Genomic DNA, 24266 nt, shown 5'->3' with positions numbered 1-24266 from the left:
AGGCCGACCACGGGGCGACCACGCCCTCCCCGCCCGCCGGTGGCGTGCCACCTAACCTCTGCCCAGCCGACCCGAGGAGGGACCCCGATGGCGCACCGTGTCGAGACCATCCGTGCCGCCGGTCGCACGCCGGCGCGACGGGCCGCTGCCCTGGCCGTCTCGGCGGCCCTGATCCTCGGCACGGCCGGGGCCTGCGGCGACGACGACTCGGGCACCGCGACCACGTCCGGGGCCGACGCGAGCACCACCACCACGCCGTCGCCGTCCACGACGACCCCGGCCGAGCTCGAGGGCTACATCGGCCTGACGGTCGAGGAGGCCGGCGCCCTGGCCGACGAGGAGGGCCGGCCGTGGCGGGTCGTCGAGGAGGACGGCGAGCCGCTCCCGGCGACCATGGACCTCATCGAGAACCGCGTCAACCTCGTCGTCCAGGACGGCACCGTGGTGGGCGCCAGCCTGGGCTGACGTCGGGGCTCGCCGGCGTGAGGCCGGCTCCCGGGCCCGCGGTCCCACAGCCACGACGCCGCGTCAGGGGCGGCGCACCAGCTCGTGTGGGGTCCAGAAGCCCGGCTGCGGGTGGTCGGTGAACCCACCCTCGGCGTACCGCCCGAGGCGCTCGCGGCCCTCGTCGGAGAGCAGCTCGATCGCGTCGAAGAAGGCGTCGGGGCCCGCCGCACGGAGGGCCGTGTCGCCCTCGCTCGGGCGTCGGGGGAGGTCGGTGGCCAGGAAGACCAGCGGGACGCCCGGGACGCGCCCTCGCAGGGCGCTCGCCCGACCGAGCGCCTTCCAGACGGTGTCCGTCCGCAGGAGGCCCCCCCGGTGGCTCGTGAACGCACCGGGGACGTCGAAGTGCCAGGTGGCTCCCTCGCGATCGGTCGCGACGAAGCTGACGGTGACCCCTGTGCTGGGGAGGCGCCGGTTGCGCTCGGTGATGGTGAAGCCCGCGTCGGCGAGGACCTCGGCGGCGAGCGCCTGCGCCGCCTTGCCCTCCCGGGTCGCACGGCTCCGGAAGTCCCCGCCGGGACCCGCGACGGGAGCGGAGATCGCCTGGGGCTGCGCGACGGGAAGAGGGAGCTGCGGGCCCGGCGCGAGGGCCTCGGCCACCCGCCTCTCTGCGATCTTCACGTAGTCGGGGTCGAGGTCGTAGCCGACGTAGCGGCGGCCCAGCCGGGCCGCCGCGACGAGTGCCGAGCCGCTGCCCATGAACGGGTCGAGCACGAGGTCGTCCCTGAACGTGTAGAGCCGGATGAGCTGCTCTGGCAGCTCGACGGGGAACGGCGCGGGGTGGCCGACACGACGGGCGCTCTCGGGCGGGATCGACCAGATGTCGAGGGTGAGGGCGAGGAAGTCGTCGGTCATCAGCGTGCTCTCGTGGGGGAGGCCCTCCGCGGCGCGCCGCTTGACGCTGCGGGCGCGGTCGAAGCGGCCCTTGCTGGCGATGACCACCCGCTCGCTGGTGTCGCGCAGCACGGGGTTGGCCGCGCTCCGGAACGAACCCCACGCGCACGAGCCGCTGGCCCCCTCGCCCTTCTGCCAGACCAGCTCGGCGCGCAGCAGCAACCCCAGGTCGTGCTCGAGGATGCGGATGACGTCGGCCGACAGGCTCCGGTACGGCTTGCGGCCGAGGTTCGCCACGTTGACGGCGATGCGGCCCCCCGGCTCGAGCTTGCGGACGCACTCGGCGAACACGTCGGTGAGCAGCTCGAGGTACTCGAGGTACGACGAGGGCACCCCCTCGCGCTGGAGCTCCTCTTCGTACTGCTTGCCGGCGAAGTACGGCGGCGAGGTGACGACCAGTGCCACCGACCCGTCGTCCACGGCATCCAGGTGGCGGGAGTCGCCGCACACGAACGGCTCCTCGATCGGCTTCGGCGACGGTACGTCCTCGTCGTCGGACAGCTCCGGCGCGCGGAAGCGGTCGTAGAAGGCCGAGGCGTCGTGGCTCTCGCGGGCACCGACGCCGAAGCTCGACGTCGACGTCCTCCGTCGCTGCCTCATCGCGCCCCTCCCCGCCTCGGCCTCCGACCGAGGCCGTGGCGCGCCCGGAACTCGCCGCGTGACACCCCCGCCCCGTCCAGGTCTGGTCGGGAAGGCGGGATTCGAACCCGCGACCTCAGCGTCCCGAACGCTGCGCGCTAACCAAGCTGCGCTACTTCCCGTGAACGCCCGATCCTACCCGACCGGCCCCGGGAGGCCGCCAGGCCGATGCGCGGGCCCTCGATCAGGAGGCTGCGTGCTCGTGCCCCGGGGGCACGCCCTCGACGTAGGAGCCCCCGTCGAGCAGGGCCCGGGCCGCCTTGCGCAGCCGGAAGGCGTCGATGGGCTTGACGAGCCAGCCGTCGGCCTGGGCCCGGTGGGCCAGGAAGACGTCGGCCTCCCGGTCGAGCAGCATCAGCACGGCCACGTGCGGTGCACGGCCGGCGCTCTCCTCGAGGCGCAGGTTCATGCAGGTGGCCATGCCGCCCATGTTGCCGATCTGCAGGTCGATGACCACCAGCTCCGGCTCGTGCTCGCGCACCGCCGGCGCGACGTCGCGGCCGGCGCGGACCTGGAGCAGGGTGGTGTCGGGGCCCGACAGGGCCGCCTCGACCTCGTCGTGGATCCAGTCGGCGTCGCTGACCACCAGCACCTCGGGCATCGCCAGAACGGTAGCCGCGCTCAGCTCGGCGGGAACAGGTGCCCGGCCACCTGGGCCAGGCCGTCCAGATCGTGGACGTCGGAGCGCAGGAAGGGCACCCGGGCCACGGGTGCCGGCGCCACCTTCTCGGCCAGCCCCCGCAGGTGCTCCTCCTCCCGCTGGGCCACCAGCTGGAAGTCGGCCAGGTTCTGGTACAGCCCGCCCAGGTCGGTGCCGGCCAGCGTGTGGGCCCGCTCCCGCGTGGCCTGGGCCAGCCCCTCGCCGAAGACCGGGTGCATGCGGTTCACGATCAGCGCGGCCACGGCCAGGTGGCCCTCGGCCAGCTTGTCGGCGAAGAACACGGCCTCGTCGACGGTGTCGCGCCGGGGCGACGCCACCAGCACGTACGCGGTGTCGGGCTCGGACAGCAGCTCCAGCACCCGGGCGGCCCGGTCGCGGAAGCCGGCCTCCATGCCCTCGAACGCCTGGAAGAAGGTGATGGCGTCCTGGATGACCTCGCCACCCACCACCTTGGAGACCGTCCGGAGGAACGCCTGGGCCGCGAAGTTGACCGCCTTCAGGTACGCCTTGGTGGGTGTCATCAGCACCCGGAACAGCCGGTTGTCGAGGAAGTGGGTGAGGCGCCGGGGCGCGTCGAGGAAGTCGAGCGCGTTGCGCGTCGGCGGCGTGTCGACCACGACCACGTCGAAGTCGGAGGCCTCGTGGAGCTCGTAGAGCTTCTCCATGGCCATGTACTCCTGGGTGCCCGACAGGCTCCCGGAGATGTTCTGGTAGAAGCGGTTGGCCAGGATGCGACCGGCCTGGTCCGGGTCGGCGGCGTACTGCTGGACCAGCGAGTCGAACGTGTTCTTGGTGTCGAGCATGAGCGCCCACAGCTCACCCGGCCACGGCCCGTCGATGCGGCTCGGGCTGTTGGTGAGGGCCTCCAGCCCGAGGGCGTCGGCGAGCCGCTTGGCCGGGTCGACGGTGACCACCACCGCCCGGCGGCCGCGCCGGGCCGCCTCGAGGGCGAGCACGGCCCCGGTGGTGGTCTTGCCCACCCCGCCCGACCCGCAGCAGACGATGATCGAGCGCTCGGCGACGATCCCGGCCAGGCTCACGGCACCACGGCGCCCTCGGGCAGGGCCTCGATGCCGGCGGTGGCCGCATCGGCCAGCATCTCGATGTCGGGGAGGCCGAGGTCCGCGTTGAACACGAAGGGCAGGTGCACCTGGGGCAGGGGGAGGCGGGCCTCGAGCCGCCCCAGCTGCTCGCGCTGGAGGGCCATGCGGTGCCGTCGGAAGTCGGCCGCGGCCCGCAGGGCCTCGGCCTCGCCGGGGCGCAGGCTGGCGCCGGCCGCGGCGGCCGCCACCTCCGGGTCGGCGTCCAGGCCGTGCACGTCCGGGTAGAGCCCGTTGACGATCACCGGGCCCAGGCTCACGCCCACCCGGTCCTCGAGCTGGTAGGCGGTGTCGACCAGCTCGTTGACCGGCGTCTCCTCCGGCAGGGTCACCAGCAGCACCTGGCACCGGGCCGGGTCGGTCAGCAGGTCGAGCACGTCCCGGGCCTGGCTGTGGATCGGGCCCACGCGCACGGCGTCGACGAGGCCGCGCGCCGACTGCAGGAACGTGATGGCGTGGCCGGCGGCGGGCGCGTCGAGCAGCACCAGGTCGGCGGGCCCGCCCCGCTCGAGCTGCTTCACCTTGCCCAGAACCAGGATGTCCTGGATGCCCGGCGCGGCCGTGGCCACCACGTCGAGGGCGCCCGAGCTGACCAGGCGGTGGCTGATGCGGCGCATCCCATGGTCCTCGAGGTACTCGAGCAGGGCCTCGTCGGGCGTGATGGTGCGGGCCCGCACGTCGGCGTCGCCGTGCGGTCCGCCCCCGGGCCACAGCTCGACCTCCTCGTAGCCGAGGGGCGGCCGGCCGAAGCAGGAGGCCAGACCGCTCTTGCCCTCCACCTCGACCACGAGGGTCGAGAGGCCGGCGCGGGCGGCCGCCACGGCCAGCGTCGCGGTCACCGTGGTTTTGCCGACGCCGCCCTTCCCGGCCACGATGGCTACCCGGGATGCAGCGAAGAACCGCGCAGGATCCAACGGTCCCCTTTCGGAGGCACCTCGTGCGCAGACTACCCACGGGGCGGCGCTACGCCGCGGCCGTGGCACTCGTGATGTCGGCCCTGGTCCTGCTCGCCCCCGCGCGGGCCGCGGCCCAGGCCGACGACGCCCCCGCCGGGGGCGCCGCCGCCGACGTCGCCCCGGTCGACGTGATCGAGGTGAGCGGCCTGGTCGATCGGGTCCTGGTCGACTTCATCGACCGCGCCCTCGACGCGGCCGCCGACGACGGCGCCCAGCTCCTCGTGATCCAGCTCAACAGCAAGGGCGCGGTCGTCTCCGACCAGGTCATGGCCGAGCTGGCCTTCCGCATCTCGTCGGCACGGGTGCCGGTCGGGGTGTGGGTCGGCCCCAGCGGCGCCCGCGCCCTCGGCCCAGCCGGCCAGCTGGCCGGCTACGCGGCGTTCGCGGGGATGGCACCCGGCAGCCGGCTCGGCGACCTCGGCGAGCCCCTGTTCCCCGAGGACGTCTTCGGCCCCGCCTTCGGCGACGCCACCGATCAGCTCCGCGACCGCACGATCGGGGCCAGCGAGGCCGAGCGGCTCGGGGTGGTCGACGTCGACGCCCCCACCCTGGGCGACTTCATCGTCAACCTCGACGGCGAGCGGGTCGGCGACACCACCCTGGAGACCGCCGCCGTCGTCCAGACCGACGACGGCCCTCGTCGAGAGCCCGTCACCCAGGTGCGCTTCTACGCCCTGCCGCTCGTCGACCAGCTCTTCCACACCGTCGCCAGCCCGCCGGTGGCCTACCTCCTGCTCACGATCGGGCTGGTGCTGATCGTGTTCGAGTTCTTCACCGCCGGCATCGGCATCGCCGGCGTCACCGGCGCCCTGGCCCTGGTGCTCGGCTGCTACGGGCTGGCCGCCCTGCCCACCCGACCGGCGGCCTTCGCCCTGCTGCTGGTGTCCATGGTCGCCTTCGCCATCGACGTGCAGACGGGCGTGCCCCGGTTCTGGACCTTCGTCGGCACCGCGGCGTACGTGGGTGCCTCCCTGACGCTCTACGACGGCCTCACGCTCTCGTGGATCACGCTCCTCGCCGGCATCGGGGGCGTCCTGCTGATGATGCTGGCCGGCATGCCCGCGATGGTCCGGACCCGCTTCGCCACCCCCACCATCGGCCGGGAGTGGATGGTCGGCCAGCTGGGCGACGCGGTGGCCGACGTCGACCCCGACGGCGTGGTGCGCATCAGCGACGCCACCTGGCCCGCCCGGACCAACCGGGCCACGCCGATCAAGGCCGGCGAGCGGGTGCGGGTGGTGTCCATCGAGGGGACGGTGCTCGAGGTGGAGCCCGAGGAGGGCGGAGCCCGGGACCACCGGGAGCGCCGGGCCCGGTCTGCCGGGCCCGGCTCGGCCAGCGACCCCACCTGAGCAGCCACCTTTCGCGAGCGCGAGCGCGCGTTCGCGAAAGTTGCCCGTTGTCCGGGCCAACCCCCGAGTTGTACCGTCCCCGAGGGGTTGAAGGGGGGATGGGGGTTGAGCGTTCTCCGATCGGAAGACACCTGGCAGCTGAGGGCGGCGTGCCGGGGTCCGCAGTCGGCCGTGTTCTTCCCGCCGGCGCAGTTCGAGCGCAAGGACGAGAAGGCCGAGCGGGAGCAGCGGGCCAAGTCGATCTGCGCCAGCTGCAGCGTGCGGGAACCGTGCCTCGAGTACGCACTGCGGATCCGTGAGCCCCACGGGATCTGGGGCGGCCTGAGCGAGGTCGAGCGCCGCCACCTGCTCTCCGACCGGGCCGGCTGACATCGCCGGGCCGCCGTCGCCCCAGGGCGTGACGCAGGCCATGTCGACGCGGGGTCGGCGCCCGGTACCCTCGCGGTGATGGCCAGCGTCGATCCGCTGCCCCGCGATCTCCCGACGAGCGGCACCCCGCGCTCGGGCGAGGCCGCGCCCCCCCTGGTCTGGAAGCGGGCGCGGGTCGACGGGCGGCCGGTGGTCTACGGCGTCGCCGGCGAGGGCCACCCCGCGCTGTTCCTGCACGGCTGGGGTCTCGGCCAGCACACCTACAAGGCGGTGCTCGGCCGGCTGGCCCACCTGGGCACTCGGGTCTTCGCGCCGGCCCAGCCCGGCTTCGGGGGAACGCCCGACCTCCCGGGTCGCGAGTTCTCCCTCGGTGGCTACGCCAACTGGGCCGGGCGATTCCTCGAGGCGGTGAAGGTGGACGAGCCGGCGCTCGTCGTCGGCCACAGCTTCGGCGGAGGCGTGGCCATCCGCCTGGCCCACGACCGGCCCGACCTGGTCCGGGCGCTGGTGCTGGTGAACTCGATCGGCGGCTCGGCCTGGAACGCCGGATCGGTGGTCAAGACCCTGGCCGAGCGGCCCATCTGGGACTGGGGCCTGCACCTCCGCGGTGACATCCTCCCCTTGCCCCAGGCCCGCAAGGTCCTGCCGGTGATCCTCGAGGACGCACTCCCCAACCTGGTGCGCAACCCGCGGGCGCTGTGGAAGGTCGGCCAGCTGGCCCGCCGGGCCGACCTGACGGCCGAGCTCGAGGAGCTCAAGCGGCGGGGCCTGCCCGTCGTCGTGCTCTGGGGGAACCGCGACACGCTGATCCCCCGGGAGTCGTTCGAGGCGATCTGCCGGGCGGTCGGCACCGAGGGCGAGGTGGTCGAGGGCACCCACTCCTGGCTCCTCGCCGATCCCGAGACCTTCGGCGAGGTCATCACCAACGTGGTGGACGTGGCCAAGGTCGCCCGGGCGATGGAGCAGGCCGGCGGCAGCGAGCCCGAGCGCCGCTCCCGCTTCCGACCCCTCGGCCACCGGGGCACCTGACTTCCCGCCGGCCCGCCGGCGTCGCAGCGATCAGCCGGGATCCGGAGGCGGCAGGCGAGGGCCGGCCACCCGCACGTCGCCGCGACGGCGCGTGACCCCGCGGGCGTCGAGCTCGGCCAGCAGCGGCACCACGTGCCTGCGCGAGCTGCCGAGGGCGTCGCGCACCTCCGACACCGTGACCCCGTCGGGCCGCTCACCGAGGAGCCGGGCCACCAGCCGGGCCGCGGCGTCGACCGCCGACGCTGCGAACCAGTGCCCGTCCCGCTCCACGACGAGCCCCCGCCGCACCAGCTCGCGGCGCTCGGCGGGGTCGACGCCGTCGGCGCCGGGCGGGGCGAACGGCGACGACGCCAGGGCCGCGACGAACGGGTGACCGGCGAGCGGGTCGTCCACGGCGCCGAGCCGCACCCGGCCCGCCTCCACCGTGATGCCGTCGAGGGTGGCCAGCACGGCGCGCTGGCGCCCGGTGAGCGTGGCGACGTCGAGGCCGAGCGGTCCGGCCCCGTCCACCGCGTCCAACGTCTCGTGACGGGCCGCCGCCAGCGCCGCCGGCGCCACCACCCACCGGCCCACGGTCGGCGGCCGTCGCTCGCCGGTGAGGGCCTCGAGCTCGTCCGGCTCCAGCCACCCCCGCTCGGCGATCACCCGATCCACGGATCGGTCGGGTCGGGCGCGGCTGGCCGGCAGGACAGGATCGACGTCGAGCACCTCGCCGCCACCCACGGTCTCGTCGCGCCCGGCTTCGCGCAGCACGAACCGATCACCGGGGAGCAGCGGGAGGCGAGCGGCCAGGCGGAGCCGCACGGGGCCCCGCTCCCCCGGCAGGATCGCGGCGCCGCCGAGCACCCGGAGCCGCACGGCCTGCTCTGCGGATCCCACGTGGAGCAGGTACGCGCCCCGTCCCGACACGTCGTGGTCGAGCGACGCCAGCACCGCCAGCTCGGCATCGACCACGGCCGTCGGCCGCCACTGCCCGGGACGCACCAGGGCATCGCCCCGGCTGACCGCGGCGTGGGCGATCCCGGCCAGGTTCACGGCGACCCGGCTCCCCGGGGCCACCCGATCGACCGGCTGCTGGAGCGACTGGAGCGACCGGACCCGCACCCGGCGCTCGCCGGGCACGAGCACCAGCCCGTCGTCGACGGCCAGCGAGCCGCCGGTCAGCGTGCCCGTCACCACCGTGCCGGCCCCTCGGGCGGCGAAGGCCCGGTCGACCCACAGGCGGGGCCGACCCCGGTCGGCAGCCGCCGGCGTGGCTGCCACCAGCCGATCGATCGCGGCCCGCAGCTCGCCCACACCCACCCCGGCCGGCGCCGCCACCTCCACGACCTCGGCGCCCGCCAGGAAGGTGCCGGCCAGCCGCTCGGCCACGTCGCACCGGGCTCGCCGGACCCCGTCGGCGTCGACCAGGTCGACCTTGGTGAGCGCCACCAGGCCACGGCGCACGCCGAGCACCTCCAGGATCCGCAGGTGCTCCTCGGACTGCGGCTTCCACCCCTCGGTGGCCGCGACCACGAACACGCAGGCGTCGACCGCCCCCACCCCGGCGAGCATGTTGCCGAGGAAGCGCACGTGGCCGGGCACGTCCACGAAGGCGACGACACGGCCGGATGGCAGCTCGGCCCAGGCGAAGCCGAGATCGATCGTGAGCCCTCGGCGCTTCTCCTCGGCCCAGCGGTCGGGGTCGGTGCCCGTCAGCGCCAGCACCAGGGTCGACTTGCCGTGGTCGACGTGTCCGGCGGTGGCGACGACCCGCAACGCCCCGCCCTCAGCCCGCTCCGGGGGCGGCCAGGGCCCGCCGGCCGGCCGCCGCCACCACGGCGTCGTCGGCCGGATCGACGGTGCGGAGGTCGAGCAGGGTCCGGCCCTCTTGCACCCGACCGACCACCGGCGGCCGGTACGACCGCAGGGCCGCGAGCAGGTCGCCCGGCAGGGCGACCCCGGCCGACGGGATCTCGAGGCCCGGGAGCGAGCCCCCGCCGGCGACCGCCGCGGTGTCGACCACCTCGCCCAGCTCCAGCGCGGCGGCCCGCTCCCGCAGGCGCTCGACCGGCACGCCGGCCATCCGCCAGAAGGGCACGGCGTCGGCGTCGCGTCGCAGGAGGGCGAGCAGGGTGCGCTGCAGCTCGCCCAGCACGAGCCCGCCGGGTCGCAGCGCTCGCGCCAGCGGGTGGCGCCCGCAGGCGGCCACCAGGTCGGCCCGCCCCGCGATCACGCCCGCCTGCGGCCCGCCGAGCAATTTGTCGCCGGAGAAGGTCACGAGAGCGGCGCCGTCGGCGAGGGCCTGGCGGGCCCCCTCCTCGCCCTGCAGCCAGGCCGGCGGCCCACCCGGCACCCACGGGCAGCGGGCGTCGAGCAGGCCCGACCCGAGGTCGGCCACCACCGGGATCCCCAGCCCGCGGAGCTCGGCGACGGGCACCGCCGACGTGAAGCCGACCACGCGGTAGTTGGACGGGTGCACCTTGAGCAGCAGCGCCGGATCGTCGCTGGAGCGGGCGACGGCGCGGCGGTAGTCGTCGAGCCGGGTCCGGTTGGTCGTGCCGACCTCGAGCAGCCGGGCCCCCGACTGGGCCAGCACGTCGGGCACGCGGAAGCCGCCGCCGATCTCCACCAGCTCGCCGCGCGACACCACCACCGCCCGGCCCCGCGCCAGGGCCGTCAGGGCGAGGAGCACCGCGGCGGCCCCGTTGTTCACCACCAGGGCGGCGTCGGCGCCGGTGAGCCGCCGCAGCAGGAGGGCCACCGCCGCCTGACGGGAGCCCCGCCTCCCCGTCGCGAGGTCGAGCTCGAGGTTGGCTGCCCGGGTGGCGGGCGCCGGCGGGGCGGGCTCGAGCGGGGCCCGGCCGAGGTTCGTGTGGAGGAGCACCCCGGTGGCGTTGACCACCGGCTGCAGCAGGAGCTGCTGCAGGGCCTCGGCCTCGGCCCTCGCCCGGTCGGGGTGGCCGGCGGCGATGGCGACCCGAGCGGCGTCGACCAGGAGGGGGTGGGGCAGGCCGACGTCGGCGATCGACCGAGCCAGGTCGTCCACCGACGGCGGCCGGTCGGCCGCCGCCAGGGGTGCCGGGGGTACCTGGGCCATGCCGTGCGAGCGTAGGGCGCCGCGGCGAGGCACGGGCACGTCGCGCCCCTACCATGGCCGCCGTGGGTCTGGTGCTGCTCCTCCTGTTCCTCGCGGTGCCGATCGTCGAGCTGGCGGTGATCGTCCAGGTGGCCGACGAGATCGGCGTGGCCCCCACCCTCGCCCTGCTGCTGCTCGTCAGCCTCACCGGCGCCTGGCTCGTGAAGCGCGAGGGCTTCGGGGTGTGGCGCCGCATGAACGAGGCGGTCGCCGCCGGGCGGGTGCCGGGCGCCGAGCTGATCGACGCCTTCGTGCTCCTCCTCGCCGGGGGGCTCCTCCTCGTCCCCGGCTTCGTCACCGACGCCCTCGGCCTGGTGCTGCTCCTCCCGCCGGTGCGCGCCGTGGTGCGCAGGCTGCTCGGCGTCCGCCTCTTCCGCCGGACCCGCCTGGTCACCGCCCAGGTGTGGGGCGCCGGGCGCACGCGCGCCGGGATCGTCGACGTCGACGAGGCCGGCGCCGTTCCCACCCGCGAGCTCGGCCGCTGACATGGACCGGCCACCCGTCGAGGTCCGGGACGCCGCCACCGTGATGCTGGTGCGCGACGGGGTGGCGGGCATGGAGGTCTTCATGCTCCGCCGCAACCTCAACTCCGACTTCGTCGGCGGCGCCTACGTCTTCCCCGGCGGGGCGGTCGACCCGGCCGACCGGCACACCGACCTCGAGCCCTGGTGCCTCGGGCGCACCGACGCCGACGCCAGCCGGGCCCTCGGCGTCGACGGCGGCGGCCTGGCGTACTGGGTCGCGGCGATCCGCGAGTGCTTCGAGGAGGCGGGCGTGCTGCTCGCCTACGGCCGGGACGGGCAGGTCGTGCGCTTCGACGACCCGGACGTGGCGAGCCGGTTCGAGGCGCACCGCCACGCCGTGCACGAGACCGGCCGGAGCCTGGTGGAGATCTGCCGGGCCGACGGGCTGCAGCTCGCCGTCGACACCATCCACTACTTCAGCCACTGGATCACGCCCGAGGGCCCTCCCCGCCGCTACGACACCCGCTTCTTCGTGACCCGGGCGCCCGAGGCCCAGGTCCCGCTGCACGACGACCGCGAGACCATCGCCAACCTGTGGGTGCGGCCGGCCGACGCGCTCGAGCGCCATCAGCGGGGCGAGCTCGACCTGATCTTCCCGACGATCCGCAACCTGATGGCCATCGGCCGCTTCGATCGGGCCGACGACCTCCTGGCCGCGGCGGCGGCCGAGACCGAGATCCCCACGATCCTGCCCCGCGTCATCCAGGACGGCCACGGCCTGCGCATCGTGCTGCCGGGCGACCCGGCCTACGACCAGCCCGGGCCGGTCACACCCCTCCCGGGCGGCCTCCCCATGGCCGGCCGGCCGGGCGGGCCTGCGATCGGGTTCCCGTCGCCCACCGAGGGCTGACCGGGTGCGCGAGCCATCCGGCCTCGTGCCCGGCGTGCCGGCCGCCGTGGCGCCCGGCGTGGTGCGAGTGCTGGCGCCGAACCCCGGCGTGTTCACGGGCCCCGGCACCAACACCTACCTCGTGGGCACCGCCGAGCTGGCGGTGATCGACCCGGGCCCCGACCACGCGGAGCACCTCGACGCGGTCGCCGCCGCCGGAGCCGGCCGGGTCCGGTGGATCCTCGTCACCCACACCCACGCCGACCACTCGCCCGGCGCGACCGGTCTGCAGGCCCGCACCGGCGCCGAGGTGCTCGGGCCCCCACCCACCAGCGGCGAGGGCCACGACGAGTCGTTCGCCCCCGACCGGCTGGTGGGCGAGGGCGACGTGGTCGAGGGGCCCGGCCTGGCGCTGCGGGCGATCCACACGCCGGGGCACGCCTCGAACCACCTGTGCTGGCTGCTGGAGGACACCGGCCTGCTCTTCACCGGCGACCACGTCATGCAGGGCTCCACCGTGGTGATCCGGCCCCCCGACGGCGACATGGCCGCGTACCTGGCCTCGCTCGAACGCCTCCTCACGCTCCCCCTCGCCGCCCTCGCGCCCGGCCACGGCCACCGCATCGACGATCCGCAGGGTGCCGTCGTCGGCTACCTGGCCCACCGCCGCCGGCGCGAGGACACGGTGCGCGAGGCCCTCCAGCGTGTCGGCCCGGCCACCGTCGACGAGCTGGTCCCCACCGTGTACGCCGACGTCGACGACGCCCGCTGGTTCATCGCCCGGCACTCCCTCCACGCCCACCTGCGCAAGCTGGCGGCCGAGGGCCGGGCCCGCTGCCAGGGCGACGACGGGCTCACCGGCCGCTGGACCGGCGCCTGATCACAGGCGATCCTGAGGCGCATGACGAGCGGCAGCGCCCCGGTCGACCGCAACCGCCTCGACGTCCTGATGGCCGCCGAGCGGCAGCGGTTCCGCGACGAGCACCCGCGCTCCGCCGAGCTGGCCGCGGCCGCCCGCGACCACCTGCTCGGCGGCGTCCCGATGGCGTGGATGACGCGCTGGCCCGGCGCCTTCCCCGTGTTCGCGGCGGCCGCATCCGGTGCTCGCGTCACCGACGTGGACGGACACGTCTACGTCGACCTGGCCCTGGGCGACACCGGCTCCATGTGCGGCCACGCCCTGCCGTTCGTGGCCGAGGCGGTCGCCGCCCAGGCCACCAAGGGGCTCGCCACCATGCTCCCCCACCCCGACGCGGTGTGGGTCGGCGGGGAGCTCAGCCGCCGGTTCGGCCTGCCCACGTGGCAGCTGGCCATGACGGCCACCGACGCCAACCGCTTCGCGCTCCGCCTCGCCCGGCACCTCACCGGGCGACCGAAGGTCCTGGTGTTCGACTGGTGCTACCACGGCACCGTCGACGAGACCCTCGTGACCATGGGGCCCGGGGGGCGCACCCTCTCCCGGCCGGCCAGCGCCGGGCCGCCGTGCGATCCGGCCCTCACCACCAGGGTCGTCCAGTTCAACGACCTGGCCGCGGTGGAGGCCGCCCTGGCCGAGGGCGACGTGGCCTGCGTGCTCACCGAGCCCGCGCTCACGAACATCGGCATCGTGCTGCCCGACGCCGGCTTCCACGACGGGCTGCGCGCCTGCTGCTCGGCGACCGGCACCCTGCTCGTGATCGACGAGACCCACACCATCTGTGCCGGACCGGGCGGGGCGACGGCGGCATGGGGCCTGCACCCCGACCTGCTGACCATCGGCAAGCCCATCGGCGGGGGCGTACCCGCAGCCGCGTACGGCATGACGGGCACCGTCGCCGAGGGGCTGCGCGCCCTGGTGCACGACGAGGGCATCGACGTGAGCGGCATCGGCGGCACCCTCACGGCCGGCGCGCTGGCGCTGGCGGCCATGCGGGCCACGCTGTCCGGCGCGCTGCGCGACGACGACTTCGCGGTGGCGATCCCCCTCGCCGAGCGGTGGGCGGCGGGCGTCCGGGGCGTCATCGACGACCTCGGCCTCCCCTGGAGCGTCCAGCGGCTGGGCTGCCGGGCCGAGTACTGGTTCTGCCCGCCGCCCCGCAACGGCGCCGAGGCCGCCGCCGCGGTCGACCACGAGCTCGACGCCCTCCTCCACCTGTGGTGCCTGAACCGCGGCATCCTGCTCACGCCGTTCCACAACATGGCGCTCTTCTCCTCGTCGCACACCACCGCTGACGTCGACCTCCACACCGCGGTGTTCCGGTCGGCCGCGCTCGCCCTCGTGGCCTGAGCCCGTCCCCGGGTCGACCGGTCCCCGCGACCTAGCATCCCGACCGGTCGACGAGCAGGCGAGGAGGGCCGACGGTGCTGACGTGCGTGGCCGACCGCGCCCTCGCCGTGCGCGACCGGCTCGGCGGCGCCATCACCGCGAGCCACCCCCGCCTGCGCGAGCGCTGGCTGGCACCCAACGGGTGGGCGGCCCGGCTCGACGACGTGGCGGTGCAGGCGTCGCAGCCCCGCGAGCTGCGTGTGGCCCTGGCCGGCTCGACGGGTGCGGGCAAGAGCACCCTCCTCAACGCCCTCCTCGGCTCCCGGGTGCTGCCCGTGAGCACGGTGCGGCCGTGCACCGCGGCGATCACCGAGCTGCGCTGGGCCGACCTCGACGGCTTCCGGGTCCGGGTGCGCTTCACGAGCCGCGCCCACTGGGAGGACCACCTGCGCGCCTGGTCGGAGCGCCTGGCCGGCGAGCCCCGCGACCGGGCCGGCGAGGCCGAGCGGCTGCTCCTGCGCCAGCAGGTGCTCGACACCCTGGGCGCGGCCTACGGGGCGGAGGCGGCCGAGCGCTTCGTGGGGGGCGGTGGCCGGCGTGTGCTCGTCGAACCGCCGCGTGTCGCCCGCGCCCTCGACCAGGGCGCGGCCGAGCGCACCGCCGGCTCGACCGACCAGCTGCGCTCGCTGCTCGGCGAGCTCCTCGACGCGTCCAGCACGCTGTGGCCGGTGGTCGAGACGGTCGAGGTGGCCGGGCGGTTCGACCTTCCCGACCCGGGACTGGTGCTCGTCGACCTGCCCGGCCTCAACGACCCCAACGCCGGCCGCGAGGCCGTGGCCCGGCGGGCCCTGACCGATGCGCAGGTGGTGCTCGTCGTCTTCAACACGGCGCGGGGCCTCACCCGCGACGTGGTCGACGTGCTCGTGGGCGGCGGGCTGGTGTCGGGCCTGCTCCTCGGGCGCCAGCTCACCGACCTGGCCTTCGTGGGCACCCACGGGGAGGTCTTCGACCCCGACGCCGCGGCCGAGGAGCTCGACCTCGACCCGGGCACGCCCCTGGGCGAGGTGGCCTCGGCCCGGAACCGGGCCGTGGAGACCGAGGTGCGGCGCCAGCTGGCGACCGTCGCTCGCCGGGTGGCCGATCGCAACCAGGCCGCGCCGGACGAGGCCGCCGCCCTCGACGCCGCCCTGGCCCGGGCGCCGGTGCTGGTGGTGGCGGCCGGCGACCACCTCCGGCTGCTCGGGGTGGGCCGGGGTCACCCGGTCTGCTTCGACGACCCGACGGCCACCGGCGTGCCCGCCCTCGACGCCCACCTGCTGGCCCTCGGCGCCCGGCTCGGCGTGCGCGGCTCGGCCGTCGCGCTCGACGACACCATCGACCGGGTGATCGTGGAGGTCCGGCGCTCGCGCTCGGCGCTGCTCGGTGCGCGCGCCCGCCACGGCGACGGCACCCGGCTCTGGCTCGCCGAGGCCATGGCGCCGGTCCTCGAAGCGCTGGACGTCGAGCTCCAGCGGGCCACCGACGCGATGAGCGAGCAGGCCACCGTGATCCTCGACGACGCCGACGGCCGCCTGGCCGAGGTGGCCGGCCGCGTGCCGGATGCCCTGCGGGCCGTGGTCGCCGGGTGGGACGGCCTCCCGCCGGCCACCCTGCACGCGGCCTCGGCCCGTGGCGGGCGCACCGCCACCACCGATCTCACCGGCACCCTGACCGACGCCCTGGTGGAGCGGTTCCTGCCCACCTGGAGCGCCGTCACCGACCGGCTCGCCGCCGAGCCGCGCCGCGCCGCAGCGGCATCCCTCGAGGCGGCCCGGCGGGCGGTGGCCGAGCTGCTGGAGGCGGCCGCCGCGGCCGGCGTCGCGGTGCCGCCCGGGTCCGACGTCTCCGGGGTCCTGGCCGAGCTGGCCGGCCCCACGGCCTCCTCCGTCGACGCCTCGCTGCAGCGGCGCCTGCGCGAGGCCGGCTTCGGCCTCGACGCAGCGCTGCACCCCCTCCTCGAGCGCGACCTTGCCGGCGCCTACCGCAAGGCCGCCAAGGTCGACACCAAGGCGACGACGGCAGAGGTGCTCCGCCTGCTCCGCCAGCGCGTGCGGGTCGCGGCGCCCGGGTGGGCGGCGGCCGCGGTCGAGGGCCTGGAAGAGCACCTCGCCGACGGCCTGGCGGCCGCCGCCGACGAGCTCCGCCTCGGCCTGCAGGCCGAGCTCCGGGCGGTGGTCGCGGCCGCCGCCGACGACCTGCAGGGTGCCGCCGAGGTGCGCGACGTGCAGACCGCGACCGCCCTCGACCGGCTGGCCTCCACGCTCGTGTCGCTCCCGCCCCGGTGCACGCCGGCCCGGGGCTGAGCCGGCAGGGCGATCAGCCGCCGGCGCCCGCTCCGGCTCCGGCCGCCTTCTTGGCGTCGAGCGCGGCGATGGCCGACTCGAGCATCCGGCTGGAGCACCCCGCCATCTGCACCGGGGGCACCGTCTCGGTCACGATGCGCTCGGCCAGGGCCCGGAACGCCTCGGCGGCGGGCCCCTCACCCAGTGCCACCGGGGCACCGGCATCGCCGCCCGCGGCCACCGATGCCTCCAGCGGCACCTTGCCGAGGAGCTCCACCCCCACCTCGTCGGCCAGCGCCTGGCCCCCTCCCTCACCGAACAGGGGGTACCGGGTGCCGTGCCCGCAGGTGAACGCGCTCATGTTCTCGATGACCCCGGCCACCCGCAGGAACGAGCGGCGGGCCATGTCGGCGGCCCGGATCGCCACCTTCTGGGCCGAGACCGCGGGCGTGGTCACGATGACCAGGTCGGTCCGCGGGAGCAGCCGGGCCAGGCCCATCTGCACGTCACCGGTGCCGGGTGGCATGTCGATCAGCAGGTAGTCCATGTCGCCCCAGCGCACGTCGCGCAGGAACTGCTCGACGGCCTTGGTGAGCATGAGCCCCCGCCACATGAGTGCGGTGCCCTCGTCCTCCACCAGGAAGCCGGTCGAGACGACCTTGAGCACGCCGGCCGGGCCCCCCGCGGGGTTGGGCACCGTCTTGGTGTTCGGCACGATCTTCCCGGAGCCGTCCGAGCCCTTCACGCCGGCCAGCCGCCCGCTCACGCCCAGCATGCGGGGCACCGAGAAGCCCCAGATGTCGGCGTCGAGCACGCCGACGGTGAGGCCGCGAGCGGCCAGGGCGGCGGCCAGGTTGACGGTGACCGAGCTCTTGCCCACGCCGCCCTTGCCCGACGCGATGGCGAGCACCCGGGTCGTGGCCGGCACCTCGGTGTCGGGGGCGTTCTCGCGGGCGTTCCACCTGGCCTTCAGCATGACCTCGGATCGCTCGTCCGAGGTCATCTCACCCCACTCGATGCGGACGTCCCGCACGGCCGGGTGGGTGGCCACCCGCGTCTCCACGTCGCGCTTGATCTGCGCCCGCAGGGGGCACCCGCCGATCGTGAGCTTGATGCGGATGGTGACGTCGGCGGCGCCACCCCCCTCGACGGGCTCCACCCGCACGCCGTCGACCATGCCCAGGTCGACCACGTTGCCCCCGAGCTCCGGGTCCATGACCCCGCGCAGCAGGTTGGTGATCTCGTCGGCGTCCGGGGCGCGTACGGGCATGGCCCTGATTTTACCGGGCTCTCCCGTGTAATCTTCGTGCGTGCACGGAAACCCGGGGTCGCGGCTCGAGGTGCTCAAGGCCCTGGGCGACAACACGCGCTACGCCATCTACCTCGAGCTGGCCCGCGCACCGGTGCCCCTCTCCACCTCCGACATCGCCGACACCCTCGATCTGCACCCCAACACCGTGCGACCCCACCTCGAGCGGATGCGTGAGGTCGGTCTCCTCGAGGTCGAGACCCGCAACGCCGGCACCGTCGGGCGGCCCCAGAACCTGTACTCGCTGGCGCCCGACGCCCCCTCGCTGGGCCTCGAGCCCCCGGTGTTCCGGATGGCGGCCCGGATGCTCGCCGCAGCCGCGGCCCGGGCCGGGGTCGACCCCGACGACGCCGCCGAGGTCGGCCGGGAGCAGGGACGGGCCGACGCGCTGGCCCGAACCCCGCCGGCGCCACGCACCCCCGCGCCGTCCTGCCTCGAGGCGCTGGTCGCCGAGCTCACCGACCTGGGCTTCGACCCGGCCGTCGCCGGCGAGCTCGACGCCGGTGGCGACGTGGCGCGCGTCGCCTTCACCCACTGCCCGTTCCGCGAGCTGGCCGAGGCCCACCCCGAGCTGGTGTGCTCGCTGCACCGGGGGATGGTCGAGGGCTTCGTCGACGCCGTCGGCGGCGCCCAGGTGGAGGAGTTCCACACGCTCGCGCACCGCGAGCCCTGTCAGGTGGAGCTGACGCACGGGTAGCCTGTCCTGATCACGCCTGCGAGGAGGACCTGTTGATCACCCTCACCGACAACGCCGCCGTCAAGGTCAAGGAGCTCATCGACCAGGAGGGCGACCCGGAGCTGGCTCTGCGCGTCGCGGTGCGACCCGGCGGCTGCTCGGGGTTCTCCTACGAGATGTTCTTCGACAGCGACGTGGCGTCCGACGACTGGAAGGCCGACTTCGGCGGGGTCCAGGTGGTGGTCGATCCGTCGAGCGCCCAGCTGCTCGAGGGTGCGACCCTCGACTACAAGGACGGCCTGCAGGACGCGGGGTTCGCCATCGTCAACCCCAACGCCAACCGCACCTGCGGCTGCGGCCAGAGCTTCAGCTAGGCCCGGCGGTCAGCCCGACCCGGGGAGCCGCCCGAGGGCGTCGGCCAGCTCGACCTGGTCGAAGATGCCGTCGAAGCGGTCGGCGATCACCCCGTCGGGGCCGGCGAGGAACAGCACCGGCTCGAACGTGAGCCGGTAGGCGTCCACCACGGGCGTGGTGGGGCTGTTGGGATCGGGGCGCGTGTAGACCTCGCCGTGCAGCAGGTGCACGCCCGGGAACCGCTCCTGCTGGGACAGCAGCACGTCGAGCACGGGCCCGCAGATCGCCGTCTGGCAGAAGGCCGGGGTGGCGATCAGCAGCGCCAACGGGCGTCCCTCCGTCAGCGCCTGGGTGAGGGTGACGTCGTGGAGCGGGCAGCTGGGCTCGGCCGTGCAGATCGGGTCGACGCCGCGGTCGTCGTCGAACGTCGGCGTCTCCACCGGGATCAGGGCGTCGCCCACCCCGGGCACGGGGTCGGCCCCGGGCGCCACGATCGTGAAGGCCGATGCCGCTTCGGTGCCGTCGACCTCGGTGGTCACGTCGTACACGCCCTCGTCGGCCAGCTCGAGGTAGGCGGGGTAGTAGGGGCGCGGGAGGCCGGCGTCGTGGCGCTCGGCCGTCACCGGACCGCCGACCGTCCGGCCGTCCCGGCTGACCAGCAGGGTGAGCGCGGCCGGGGCCCCGCTGGTGATGAGCCCCTCCGAGTCGGCCAGGCCGAGGACCAGCCGCTGGCGGCTGCCGGCCTCGAGGGTGCCGTCGGCGAAGAAGCGCACCAGGGCGAGGCTCGGCGTGCTGGAGTCGGACGCCCCCGCCCCGTCGGAGCCGCCGTTCCCGCCGCAGGCCGCCAGCAGCACGGTCCCGGCCCCGGCGGCCAGGAACGACCGCCTCGAGAGCGGTCTCACCGGCCCTCCTGGTGCCCGCCCACGTAGGCCCACGCCTCGATCTCGACGAGGGCGCCGAGCGGGAGCTCGGCGACGCCGATCGCGGAGCGGGCCGGCCGGTGGTCGCCGAGCTCGGCGACGTAGGTCTCGTTCATCTGCGGGTAGTCGTTCATGTGCCGCAGGAAGACCGTCGTCTTCACCACGTCGGCCAGCGACGCCCCCTCGGCGTCGAGCAGTGCGGCCAGGTTGGCGATGGCCTGGCGCAGCTCGCCCTGCAGGCCATCGCCGACCAGCTTGCCGTCGACGATGCCGATCTGGCCCGACACGACCAGCCAGTCGCCGGCCCGCACGATCGGGGTGTACGGGCCCACGGGCGTGCTCATGGAGCTCCTTGCGGGGTCGAGGGGACGCCGCCAACCCTAGGCTGCTCGCCGTGCCCCGCCGAAGTCGGCCCCCCGAGCCCGTCGCCGCGCACCGCGGCCAGTGAGCGAGGTGTCGTTCGAGGTCGACGGCCGACCCGTCTCGGTTCCCGACGACGGTGCCTCGCTGCTCGAGGTGCTCCGCGACCGGTTGGGGCTGCGCTCGCCCAAGGACGGCTGCAGCCCGCAGGGCCAGTGCGGCTGCTGCACGGTCCTCGTCGACGGCGCCCCCCGCGTGGCGTGCGTGACGCCCGCCCGACGGGTGGCCGGCCGCCGCGTCACCACCCTCGACGGCCTGCCCGACGAGGAGCGACGAGCATGGGGCGCAGCCTTCTGCGCCACCGGCGCGAGCCAGTGCGGCTTCTGCACCCCGGGCATCGTGGTGCGGCTGGCGGCGCTGCGGGCCGGGGGCGCGGCGCCGTCGGACGTGGCCCCGGTGGAGCAGGCGCTGCTCGCCCACCTGTGCCGGTGCACCGGGTGGCGCACGATCCTCGACGCCTGGGCGGCCGCGTCGTCGCGATCGGCCGGCGTCGGCGACGGGCTCGCCGGGCGCGACCCCGAGGCGGCGACCCGCCGGGCGTCGATCGAGGGTGGGACCCCCCAGGCGGTGGGCGTCGCGGTCGCGCTCGGGCGGGGCGGCTTCGCCGACGACGACGCCCCGCCCGACGCGCTGGTGGCGGTGCCCCGCCCCGGCGGCGGCTGGGCCGTGGCCGACACCCTCACCGCCGCCCGGTCGGCCGCGGGCAAGGTGCAGGGCCGGCGGACCACGGTCCCGGCTCGGCCACCGATCGAGGTGCCCGCCGGGACGTGGGCGCTGACGCTGCGCACCAGCTGGGTCGAGCCGGCCTACCTCGAGCCGGACGCGTCGTGGTGCGCGCCCGGAGGCGAGCCGTCATCGCCGTTGGCCAACGGCGGCGCGTTCGGGGCCAAGACCGCCTCCGTCGCCCCGGCCGCGGCCCGGGCCCTGGCCGGCGAGCACGGCCGGCCGGTGCGGGTGCTCCTCTCCCGCGAGGACGTCGTGCGCCTGGGGCCCAAGCGCCCGCCGCTGGCCGCCGGGCTGCGAGCCGACGGCACCGGGGTGGTGCGGGTGGCGAGGACGTCCGGGATCGCCGAGGCGATCCGGCTGGTCGCGCCGGGGCTGGCGGTCGAGGAGGTCGACGTGGCCGGCCCGCCCACCTCGGCCTCGCTGCGGGCGGCCGGCTGGGCCGAGGCCGCCGTGCTGCTCGCCGCCCTCGAGCACCTGAGCGCGCCGGGGCCCGGCGACGAGCCCCCAGCAGTGGGACGGGCCGCAGTGCGGTCGCCCGCCGGCGGGTACGCCGAGGCCGAGGTCGGCCCCACCGGCGTGCACGTGCGCGTCGCCTGCGGCGAGGTGCTCGACGAGGTCGTGCTGCGCTCCTACTGCGTGGGCGCGGCCCACCAGGCCCTGGGCTGGGTCTGCACCGAGGGGCTCGCCGTCGACGAGGCCGGCCAGGTCCACGACCTCACGATCCGCTCCTTCGGCGTCCTGCGGGCCGTCGACACCCCGCCGATCCACGTCGAGGTCGTGCCCGATCCGGGCCGGCCCCCCGTCAACGGCTCCGACGCGGTGTTCGCGGCGGTGGCGGCGGCGTGCTGGATCGCCCAGGGCCTTCCCCCGGCCTGGCCGAGCGGCCGTCCCCCCCGCCGGTGACGGCCGGCGGTTCTGTGCACCCCGAACGCCGGAAACGGGCCGTTTCGGTGCACAGGACGGCGGGGCGCCAGCCACGAGCGCTGGACACCAGCGCCAGCGCGCTCGCCCGGTGCAGGTCGGCGAGGGGCACCGACGCCTCCACCACGTCGCCGGCCTCGAGCAGCAGGGCACGGCCCACGCCCGGCAGGCAGCCGTCGCCGAGGGGAGGGGTGACCCAGCGGCCGTCGAGCAGCACCACCACGTTGGCGATCGTCGACTCCGTCACGTGGCCGTGCTCGTTCACGAGCAGCACGTCGTCGGCTTCCGGGTGCTGCCCCCGCCGGCGCTCGTACCCGCCGCGGTCGGTCGTCTTGTGGAACAGACGGACGTCGGCGCTGGACACGGGCTCGGACGCCAGAGCCAGCCGGACCGGTCCCTCCGGGGCAGTGGGGACCGGTCGGCAACCGACCTGGATCACCCCCGATGCAGCCAGGACCAGCCGGACGAGGGCCGGCTGGTCCTGGCCCGCCACCGCCCGGGCCAGCCCGTCGCGGGTCCGGTCGGCGTCGACGGGCACCTCCCAGTAGCGGGCCGACGCGGCAACGCGGGCGAGGTGCCGCTCGAGGTTCACCAGCCCCGCGCCCGGCTCGAACCGCAGCGTCTCGACGAGCCCGGCCGGCCGGAAGGGCAACGAGAGCACCCGGGCCTTGGCCAGCAGCTCGTCGTACTCGGCGGCGGGCTCGGAGTCCCAGGTGATGGCGCCACCCGCTCCGTAGGTGACGCAGGCCCGACGCCGATCGACCGTGGCGGTGCGGATGGCCACCGCGAAGCGGGCCTCCGGGAGGGCCCCCGGCCGGAGGGGCGGGCCGACCCAGCCGGCCGCCCCGCAGTACACGCCCCGTGGGGATCGCTCTCCCGCGGCGATGATCCTCGTGGTCGACGGCTTGGGCGCGCCCGTGACCGAGCCGCTCGGGAAGAGTGCGGCGAACACGTCGACCAGACCGACGCCGTTCCGGGGCTCGGCCTGGATGGTCGACGTGAGCTGCCAGACCGTCGGGTAGCGCTCCAGGTCGAACAGGGAGAGCACCCGGACCGTGCCCGTGCGGGCGATCCGGCCCAGGTCGTTGCGCACCAGGTCGACCACGATCACGTTCTCGGCCCGGTCCTTCTCGGAGGCCGCCAGTGCCCGGCCGGCCGCTTCGTCCTCGCCGACCCACCGACCACGAGCGCGGGTCCCCTTCATCGGCCGGCAGACCAGGCAGCCACCGGCGAGGGAGAAGAACAGCTCGGGCGAGGCGCACACCACCGCGTGGTCCCCGGTGTCGGCGTAGGCGCCGAGAGCCCGGCGCTGGGCGGCGAGCAGCTCGTGGTAGAGGCCCTCTGCGTCGCCGCGCCACGACGCCTCGAGCCGGGCGGTGAGGTTCACCTGGTAGGTGTCGCCGGCGGCGAGCCGTTCCCTGATCGCGGCCACCTCGTCGAGGTGGCGGGCCGCGCTCATCGAGATCGCCCACCGCCCCACGACGTGGCCCGGGCTCGCCGCCGCGCCGCCGGCCGGGCCGTCCACCCGGCAGCCGATCGCGAACCACGCCAGGGGCACCCCCGCGGGGTCGGCCTCGACCACGGTCAGCGATGGGTCGAGGCCGGTCGAGGCCTCGTAGGCGACGAACCCCACTGCCCACCGACCGCTGCGGGCCGCCGCCTCCACGGCCTCCAGCGCGGCGCGCACCTCACCCGGGCGGCGGGCCTCGACGACCCGCTCGACCGGTTCCAGGCGGAACGAGCCGGACCCGCCGGCGGACGTGTCGTCGATCCGGGCCGCCGGCCCGGTCACAGGCTCCAGCGGCTCTGGCCGAACCGGTAGCCAACCGACCGGACGGTCTGGATCAGGTTGGCGTGCTCCTCGCCGAGCTTGGCCCGCAGGCGCCGGATGTGGACGTCGACCGTGCGGGCGCCGCCGTAGTACTCGTAGCCCCACACGCGAGACAGGAGGGTCTCGCGGGTGAACACCTTGCCCGGGTGCGACGCCAGGAACTTGAGCAGCTCGTACTCCATGTACGTGAGGTCGAGCGGCCGACCCGAGATCGCCGCCTGGTACGTCTCCATGTTGAGCACCAGCGGCCCGTACTCCACCAGCTCGGGCCGGGTACCGCCGCTCTTGCGCCAGAACAGGTGCTTGAGGCGGGCCTCCAGCTCGGGGCCCTGGAGGGGCTCGAGGCAGAAGTCGTCGAACAGGTCCTCGCGCAGCTCCAGGTCGTCGAGCCGCTCGGCGCCGATCACCAGCACCAGCGGTTCGAGGGGCACCTCGCGCTTGCGCAGGGCCCGGCACATCGCGAACCCGGCCTCGGCGTCGTGGCTGGCGCACACCACCGCGCCGGCCCAGCCGTCCTCGGGCTCGAGGCGCGCCGCCGCCTCCTCGCTGGGGACCGCCTTCCACGGGT

General features: G+C 75.6%; 22 protein-coding genes, 1 tRNA gene and 1 pseudogene. 12 read left to right on the top strand and 12 right to left on the bottom strand.

Annotation, left to right across the window (positions count from 1 at the left end):
* Positions 1–87 precede the first annotated feature (87 nt).
* Positions 88–465 carry a hypothetical protein gene (locus IPM45_11100; GenBank protein MBK9180090.1) on the top strand — a complete coding sequence of 126 codons (378 nt, stop codon included), beginning with the start codon at positions 88–90 and terminating at the stop codon, positions 463–465.
* A 63-nt stretch (positions 466–528) separates the two neighbouring features.
* On the opposite strand, the gene IPM45_11095 is transcribed toward IPM45_11100, so the two are convergent.
* From IPM45_11095 to IPM45_11075, 5 genes are all read right to left on the bottom strand, one after another.
* Positions 529–1998: a site-specific DNA-methyltransferase gene (locus IPM45_11095; protein MBK9180089.1), complete on the bottom strand. Its 1470-nt coding sequence runs from the start codon at positions 1996–1998 to the stop codon at positions 529–531.
* Between the two features lie 83 nt (positions 1999–2081).
* Positions 2082–2159: transfer RNA gene (locus tag IPM45_11090), tRNA-Pro, on the bottom strand.
* A gap of 62 nt (positions 2160–2221) precedes the next feature.
* A complete protein-coding gene (locus tag IPM45_11085; GenBank protein MBK9180088.1) occupies positions 2222–2638 on the bottom strand; it encodes a response regulator transcription factor in 417 nt (138 codons plus the stop codon).
* A gap of 20 nt (positions 2639–2658) precedes the next feature.
* Positions 2659–3738 (bottom strand): ArsA family ATPase, encoded by a 1080-nt coding sequence (locus IPM45_11080; GenBank protein ID MBK9180087.1) that lies wholly within the window; start codon positions 3736–3738, stop codon positions 2659–2661.
* Positions 3735–4670, bottom strand: a complete 936-nt coding sequence (locus IPM45_11075; GenBank protein ID MBK9180086.1) for an ATPase — start codon at positions 4668–4670, stop codon at positions 3735–3737. The genes IPM45_11080 and IPM45_11075 overlap by 4 nt, the downstream gene beginning before the upstream one ends.
* A 104-nt stretch (positions 4671–4774) precedes the next feature.
* On the opposite strand from IPM45_11075, the gene IPM45_11070 reads away from it, so the two are divergent.
* The 3 genes from IPM45_11070 to IPM45_11060 all read left to right on the top strand — a co-directional run bounded on the left by IPM45_11070 (position 4775) and on the right by IPM45_11060 (position 7504).
* On the top strand, positions 4775–6106 hold the full coding sequence (locus IPM45_11070) for a hypothetical protein (protein MBK9180085.1): 1332 nt from the start codon (positions 4775–4777) through the stop codon (positions 6104–6106).
* 105 nt (positions 6107–6211) lie between these two features.
* Positions 6212–6475, top strand: coding sequence for a WhiB family transcriptional regulator (locus IPM45_11065; GenBank protein MBK9180084.1), 264 nt, complete (start codon positions 6212–6214; stop codon positions 6473–6475).
* Between the two features lie 78 nt (positions 6476–6553).
* The gene (locus tag IPM45_11060) at positions 6554–7504 is read left to right on the top strand and encodes an alpha/beta hydrolase (protein ID MBK9180083.1); all 951 of its coding nucleotides are present in this window, start codon (positions 6554–6556) and stop codon (positions 7502–7504) included.
* A 30-nt stretch (positions 7505–7534) separates the two neighbouring features.
* Here the strand turns inward: IPM45_11060 and selB are convergent, their stop codons facing one another.
* Together selB and selA are read right to left on the bottom strand one after the other, a co-directional pair.
* Complete coding sequence (selB, locus tag IPM45_11055) at positions 7535–9262, bottom strand: selenocysteine-specific translation elongation factor (GenBank protein ID MBK9180082.1); 1728 nt, start codon at positions 9260–9262, stop codon at positions 7535–7537.
* Positions 9263–9272: 10 nt separating this feature from the next.
* Positions 9273–10583: an L-seryl-tRNA(Sec) selenium transferase gene (gene selA / locus IPM45_11050; protein ID MBK9180081.1), complete on the bottom strand. Its 1311-nt coding sequence runs from the start codon at positions 10581–10583 to the stop codon at positions 9273–9275.
* Between the two features lie 62 nt (positions 10584–10645).
* Here selA and IPM45_11045 point away from each other — a divergent pair, with 62 nt between their 5' ends.
* From IPM45_11045 to IPM45_11025, 5 genes are all read left to right on the top strand, one after another.
* Entirely contained in the window at positions 10646–11107 is a 462-nt protein-coding gene (locus IPM45_11045) for an FxsA family protein (GenBank protein MBK9180080.1), read from the top strand.
* Between the two features lies 1 nt (position 11108).
* On the top strand, positions 11109–11996 hold the full coding sequence (locus IPM45_11040) for an NUDIX domain-containing protein (protein MBK9180079.1): 888 nt from the start codon (positions 11109–11111) through the stop codon (positions 11994–11996).
* A gap of 25 nt (positions 11997–12021) precedes the next feature.
* Positions 12022–12855 carry an MBL fold metallo-hydrolase gene (locus IPM45_11035; protein MBK9180078.1) on the top strand — a complete coding sequence of 278 codons (834 nt, stop codon included), beginning with the start codon at positions 12022–12024 and terminating at the stop codon, positions 12853–12855.
* 21 nt (positions 12856–12876) lie between these two features.
* Entirely contained in the window at positions 12877–14241 is a 1365-nt protein-coding gene (locus IPM45_11030; protein ID MBK9180077.1) for an aminotransferase class III-fold pyridoxal phosphate-dependent enzyme, read from the top strand.
* 74 nt (positions 14242–14315) lie between these two features.
* Entirely contained in the window at positions 14316–16562 is a 2247-nt protein-coding gene (locus tag IPM45_11025) for a dynamin family protein (GenBank protein MBK9180076.1), read from the top strand.
* Between the two features lie 13 nt (positions 16563–16575).
* Here IPM45_11025 and IPM45_11020 read toward each other — a convergent pair whose 3' ends face one another.
* Positions 16576–17811, bottom strand: a complete 1236-nt coding sequence (locus IPM45_11020) for an Mrp/NBP35 family ATP-binding protein (protein ID MBK9180075.1) — start codon at positions 17809–17811, stop codon at positions 16576–16578.
* Between the two features lie 40 nt (positions 17812–17851).
* Here IPM45_11020 and IPM45_11015 point away from each other — a divergent pair, with 40 nt between their 5' ends.
* Both IPM45_11015 and erpA read left to right on the top strand, forming a co-directional pair.
* Complete coding sequence (locus IPM45_11015) at positions 17852–18547, top strand: helix-turn-helix domain-containing protein (GenBank protein MBK9180074.1); 696 nt, start codon at positions 17852–17854, stop codon at positions 18545–18547.
* Between the two features lie 32 nt (positions 18548–18579).
* Positions 18580–18900: an iron-sulfur cluster insertion protein ErpA gene (gene erpA / locus IPM45_11010; protein ID MBK9180073.1), complete on the top strand. Its 321-nt coding sequence runs from the start codon at positions 18580–18582 to the stop codon at positions 18898–18900.
* A 9-nt stretch (positions 18901–18909) separates the two neighbouring features.
* Here erpA and IPM45_11005 read toward each other — a convergent pair whose 3' ends face one another.
* Both IPM45_11005 and IPM45_11000 read right to left on the bottom strand, forming a co-directional pair.
* The gene (locus tag IPM45_11005; protein MBK9180072.1) at positions 18910–19782 is read right to left on the bottom strand and encodes a hypothetical protein; all 873 of its coding nucleotides are present in this window, start codon (positions 19780–19782) and stop codon (positions 18910–18912) included.
* Positions 19779–20144, bottom strand: coding sequence for a RidA family protein (locus tag IPM45_11000; protein ID MBK9180071.1), 366 nt, complete (start codon positions 20142–20144; stop codon positions 19779–19781). Before IPM45_11000 ends, IPM45_11005 begins: the two co-directional genes overlap by 4 nt.
* Positions 20145–20253: 109 nt before the next feature.
* Between IPM45_11000 and IPM45_10995 the strand changes: the two are divergent.
* A pseudogene (locus IPM45_10995) lies at positions 20254–20721 on the top strand (2Fe-2S iron-sulfur cluster binding domain-containing protein).
* 1027 nt (positions 20722–21748) lie between these two features.
* Here the strand turns inward: IPM45_10995 and IPM45_10990 are convergent.
* Both IPM45_10990 and IPM45_10985 read right to left on the bottom strand, forming a co-directional pair.
* Positions 21749–23659, bottom strand: a complete 1911-nt coding sequence (locus tag IPM45_10990; protein ID MBK9180070.1) for a chorismate-binding protein — start codon at positions 23657–23659, stop codon at positions 21749–21751.
* The gene (locus IPM45_10985) at positions 23656–24156 is read right to left on the bottom strand and encodes a response regulator transcription factor (protein MBK9180069.1); all 501 of its coding nucleotides are present in this window, start codon (positions 24154–24156) and stop codon (positions 23656–23658) included. The genes IPM45_10990 and IPM45_10985 overlap by 4 nt, the downstream gene beginning before the upstream one ends.
* Positions 24157–24266 lie beyond the last annotated feature (110 nt).

It is taken from the genome of Acidimicrobiales bacterium (assembly GCA_016716005.1).
In the GTDB taxonomy this organism is placed as follows: Bacteria; Actinomycetota; Acidimicrobiia; order Acidimicrobiales; family JADJXE01; genus JADJXE01.
The sequence above is the reverse complement of the archived record's forward strand: the minus strand, read 5'-3'. Positions and strand labels throughout refer to the sequence as shown.

What these genes read in the sequence shown, in the direction of transcription:
- IPM45_11100 (MBK9180090.1), top strand. Translation starts at nt 88, where the DNA reads ATGGCGCACCGTGTCGAGACCATCCGTGCCGCCGGTCGCACGCCGGCG.
- IPM45_11095 (MBK9180089.1), bottom strand. Translation starts at nt 1,998, where the DNA reads ATGAGGCAGCGACGGAGGACGTCGACGTCGAGCTTCGGCGTCGGTGCC.
- IPM45_11085 (MBK9180088.1), bottom strand. Translation starts at nt 2,638, where the DNA reads ATGCCCGAGGTGCTGGTGGTCAGCGACGCCGACTGGATCCACGACGAG.
- IPM45_11060 (MBK9180083.1), top strand. Translation starts at nt 6,554, where the DNA reads ATGGCCAGCGTCGATCCGCTGCCCCGCGATCTCCCGACGAGCGGCACC.
- selA (MBK9180081.1), bottom strand. Translation starts at nt 10,583, where the DNA reads ATGGCCCAGGTACCCCCGGCACCCCTGGCGGCGGCCGACCGGCCGCCG.
- IPM45_11040 (MBK9180079.1), top strand. Translation starts at nt 11,109, where the DNA reads ATGGACCGGCCACCCGTCGAGGTCCGGGACGCCGCCACCGTGATGCTG.
- IPM45_11030 (MBK9180077.1), top strand. Translation starts at nt 12,877, where the DNA reads ATGACGAGCGGCAGCGCCCCGGTCGACCGCAACCGCCTCGACGTCCTG.
- IPM45_11020 (MBK9180075.1), bottom strand. Translation starts at nt 17,811, where the DNA reads ATGCCCGTACGCGCCCCGGACGCCGACGAGATCACCAACCTGCTGCGC.
- IPM45_11000 (MBK9180071.1), bottom strand. Translation starts at nt 20,144, where the DNA reads ATGAGCACGCCCGTGGGCCCGTACACCCCGATCGTGCGGGCCGGCGAC.
- IPM45_10985 (MBK9180069.1), bottom strand. Translation starts at nt 24,156, where the DNA reads ATGTGCCGGGCCCTGCGCAAGCGCGAGGTGCCCCTCGAACCGCTGGTG.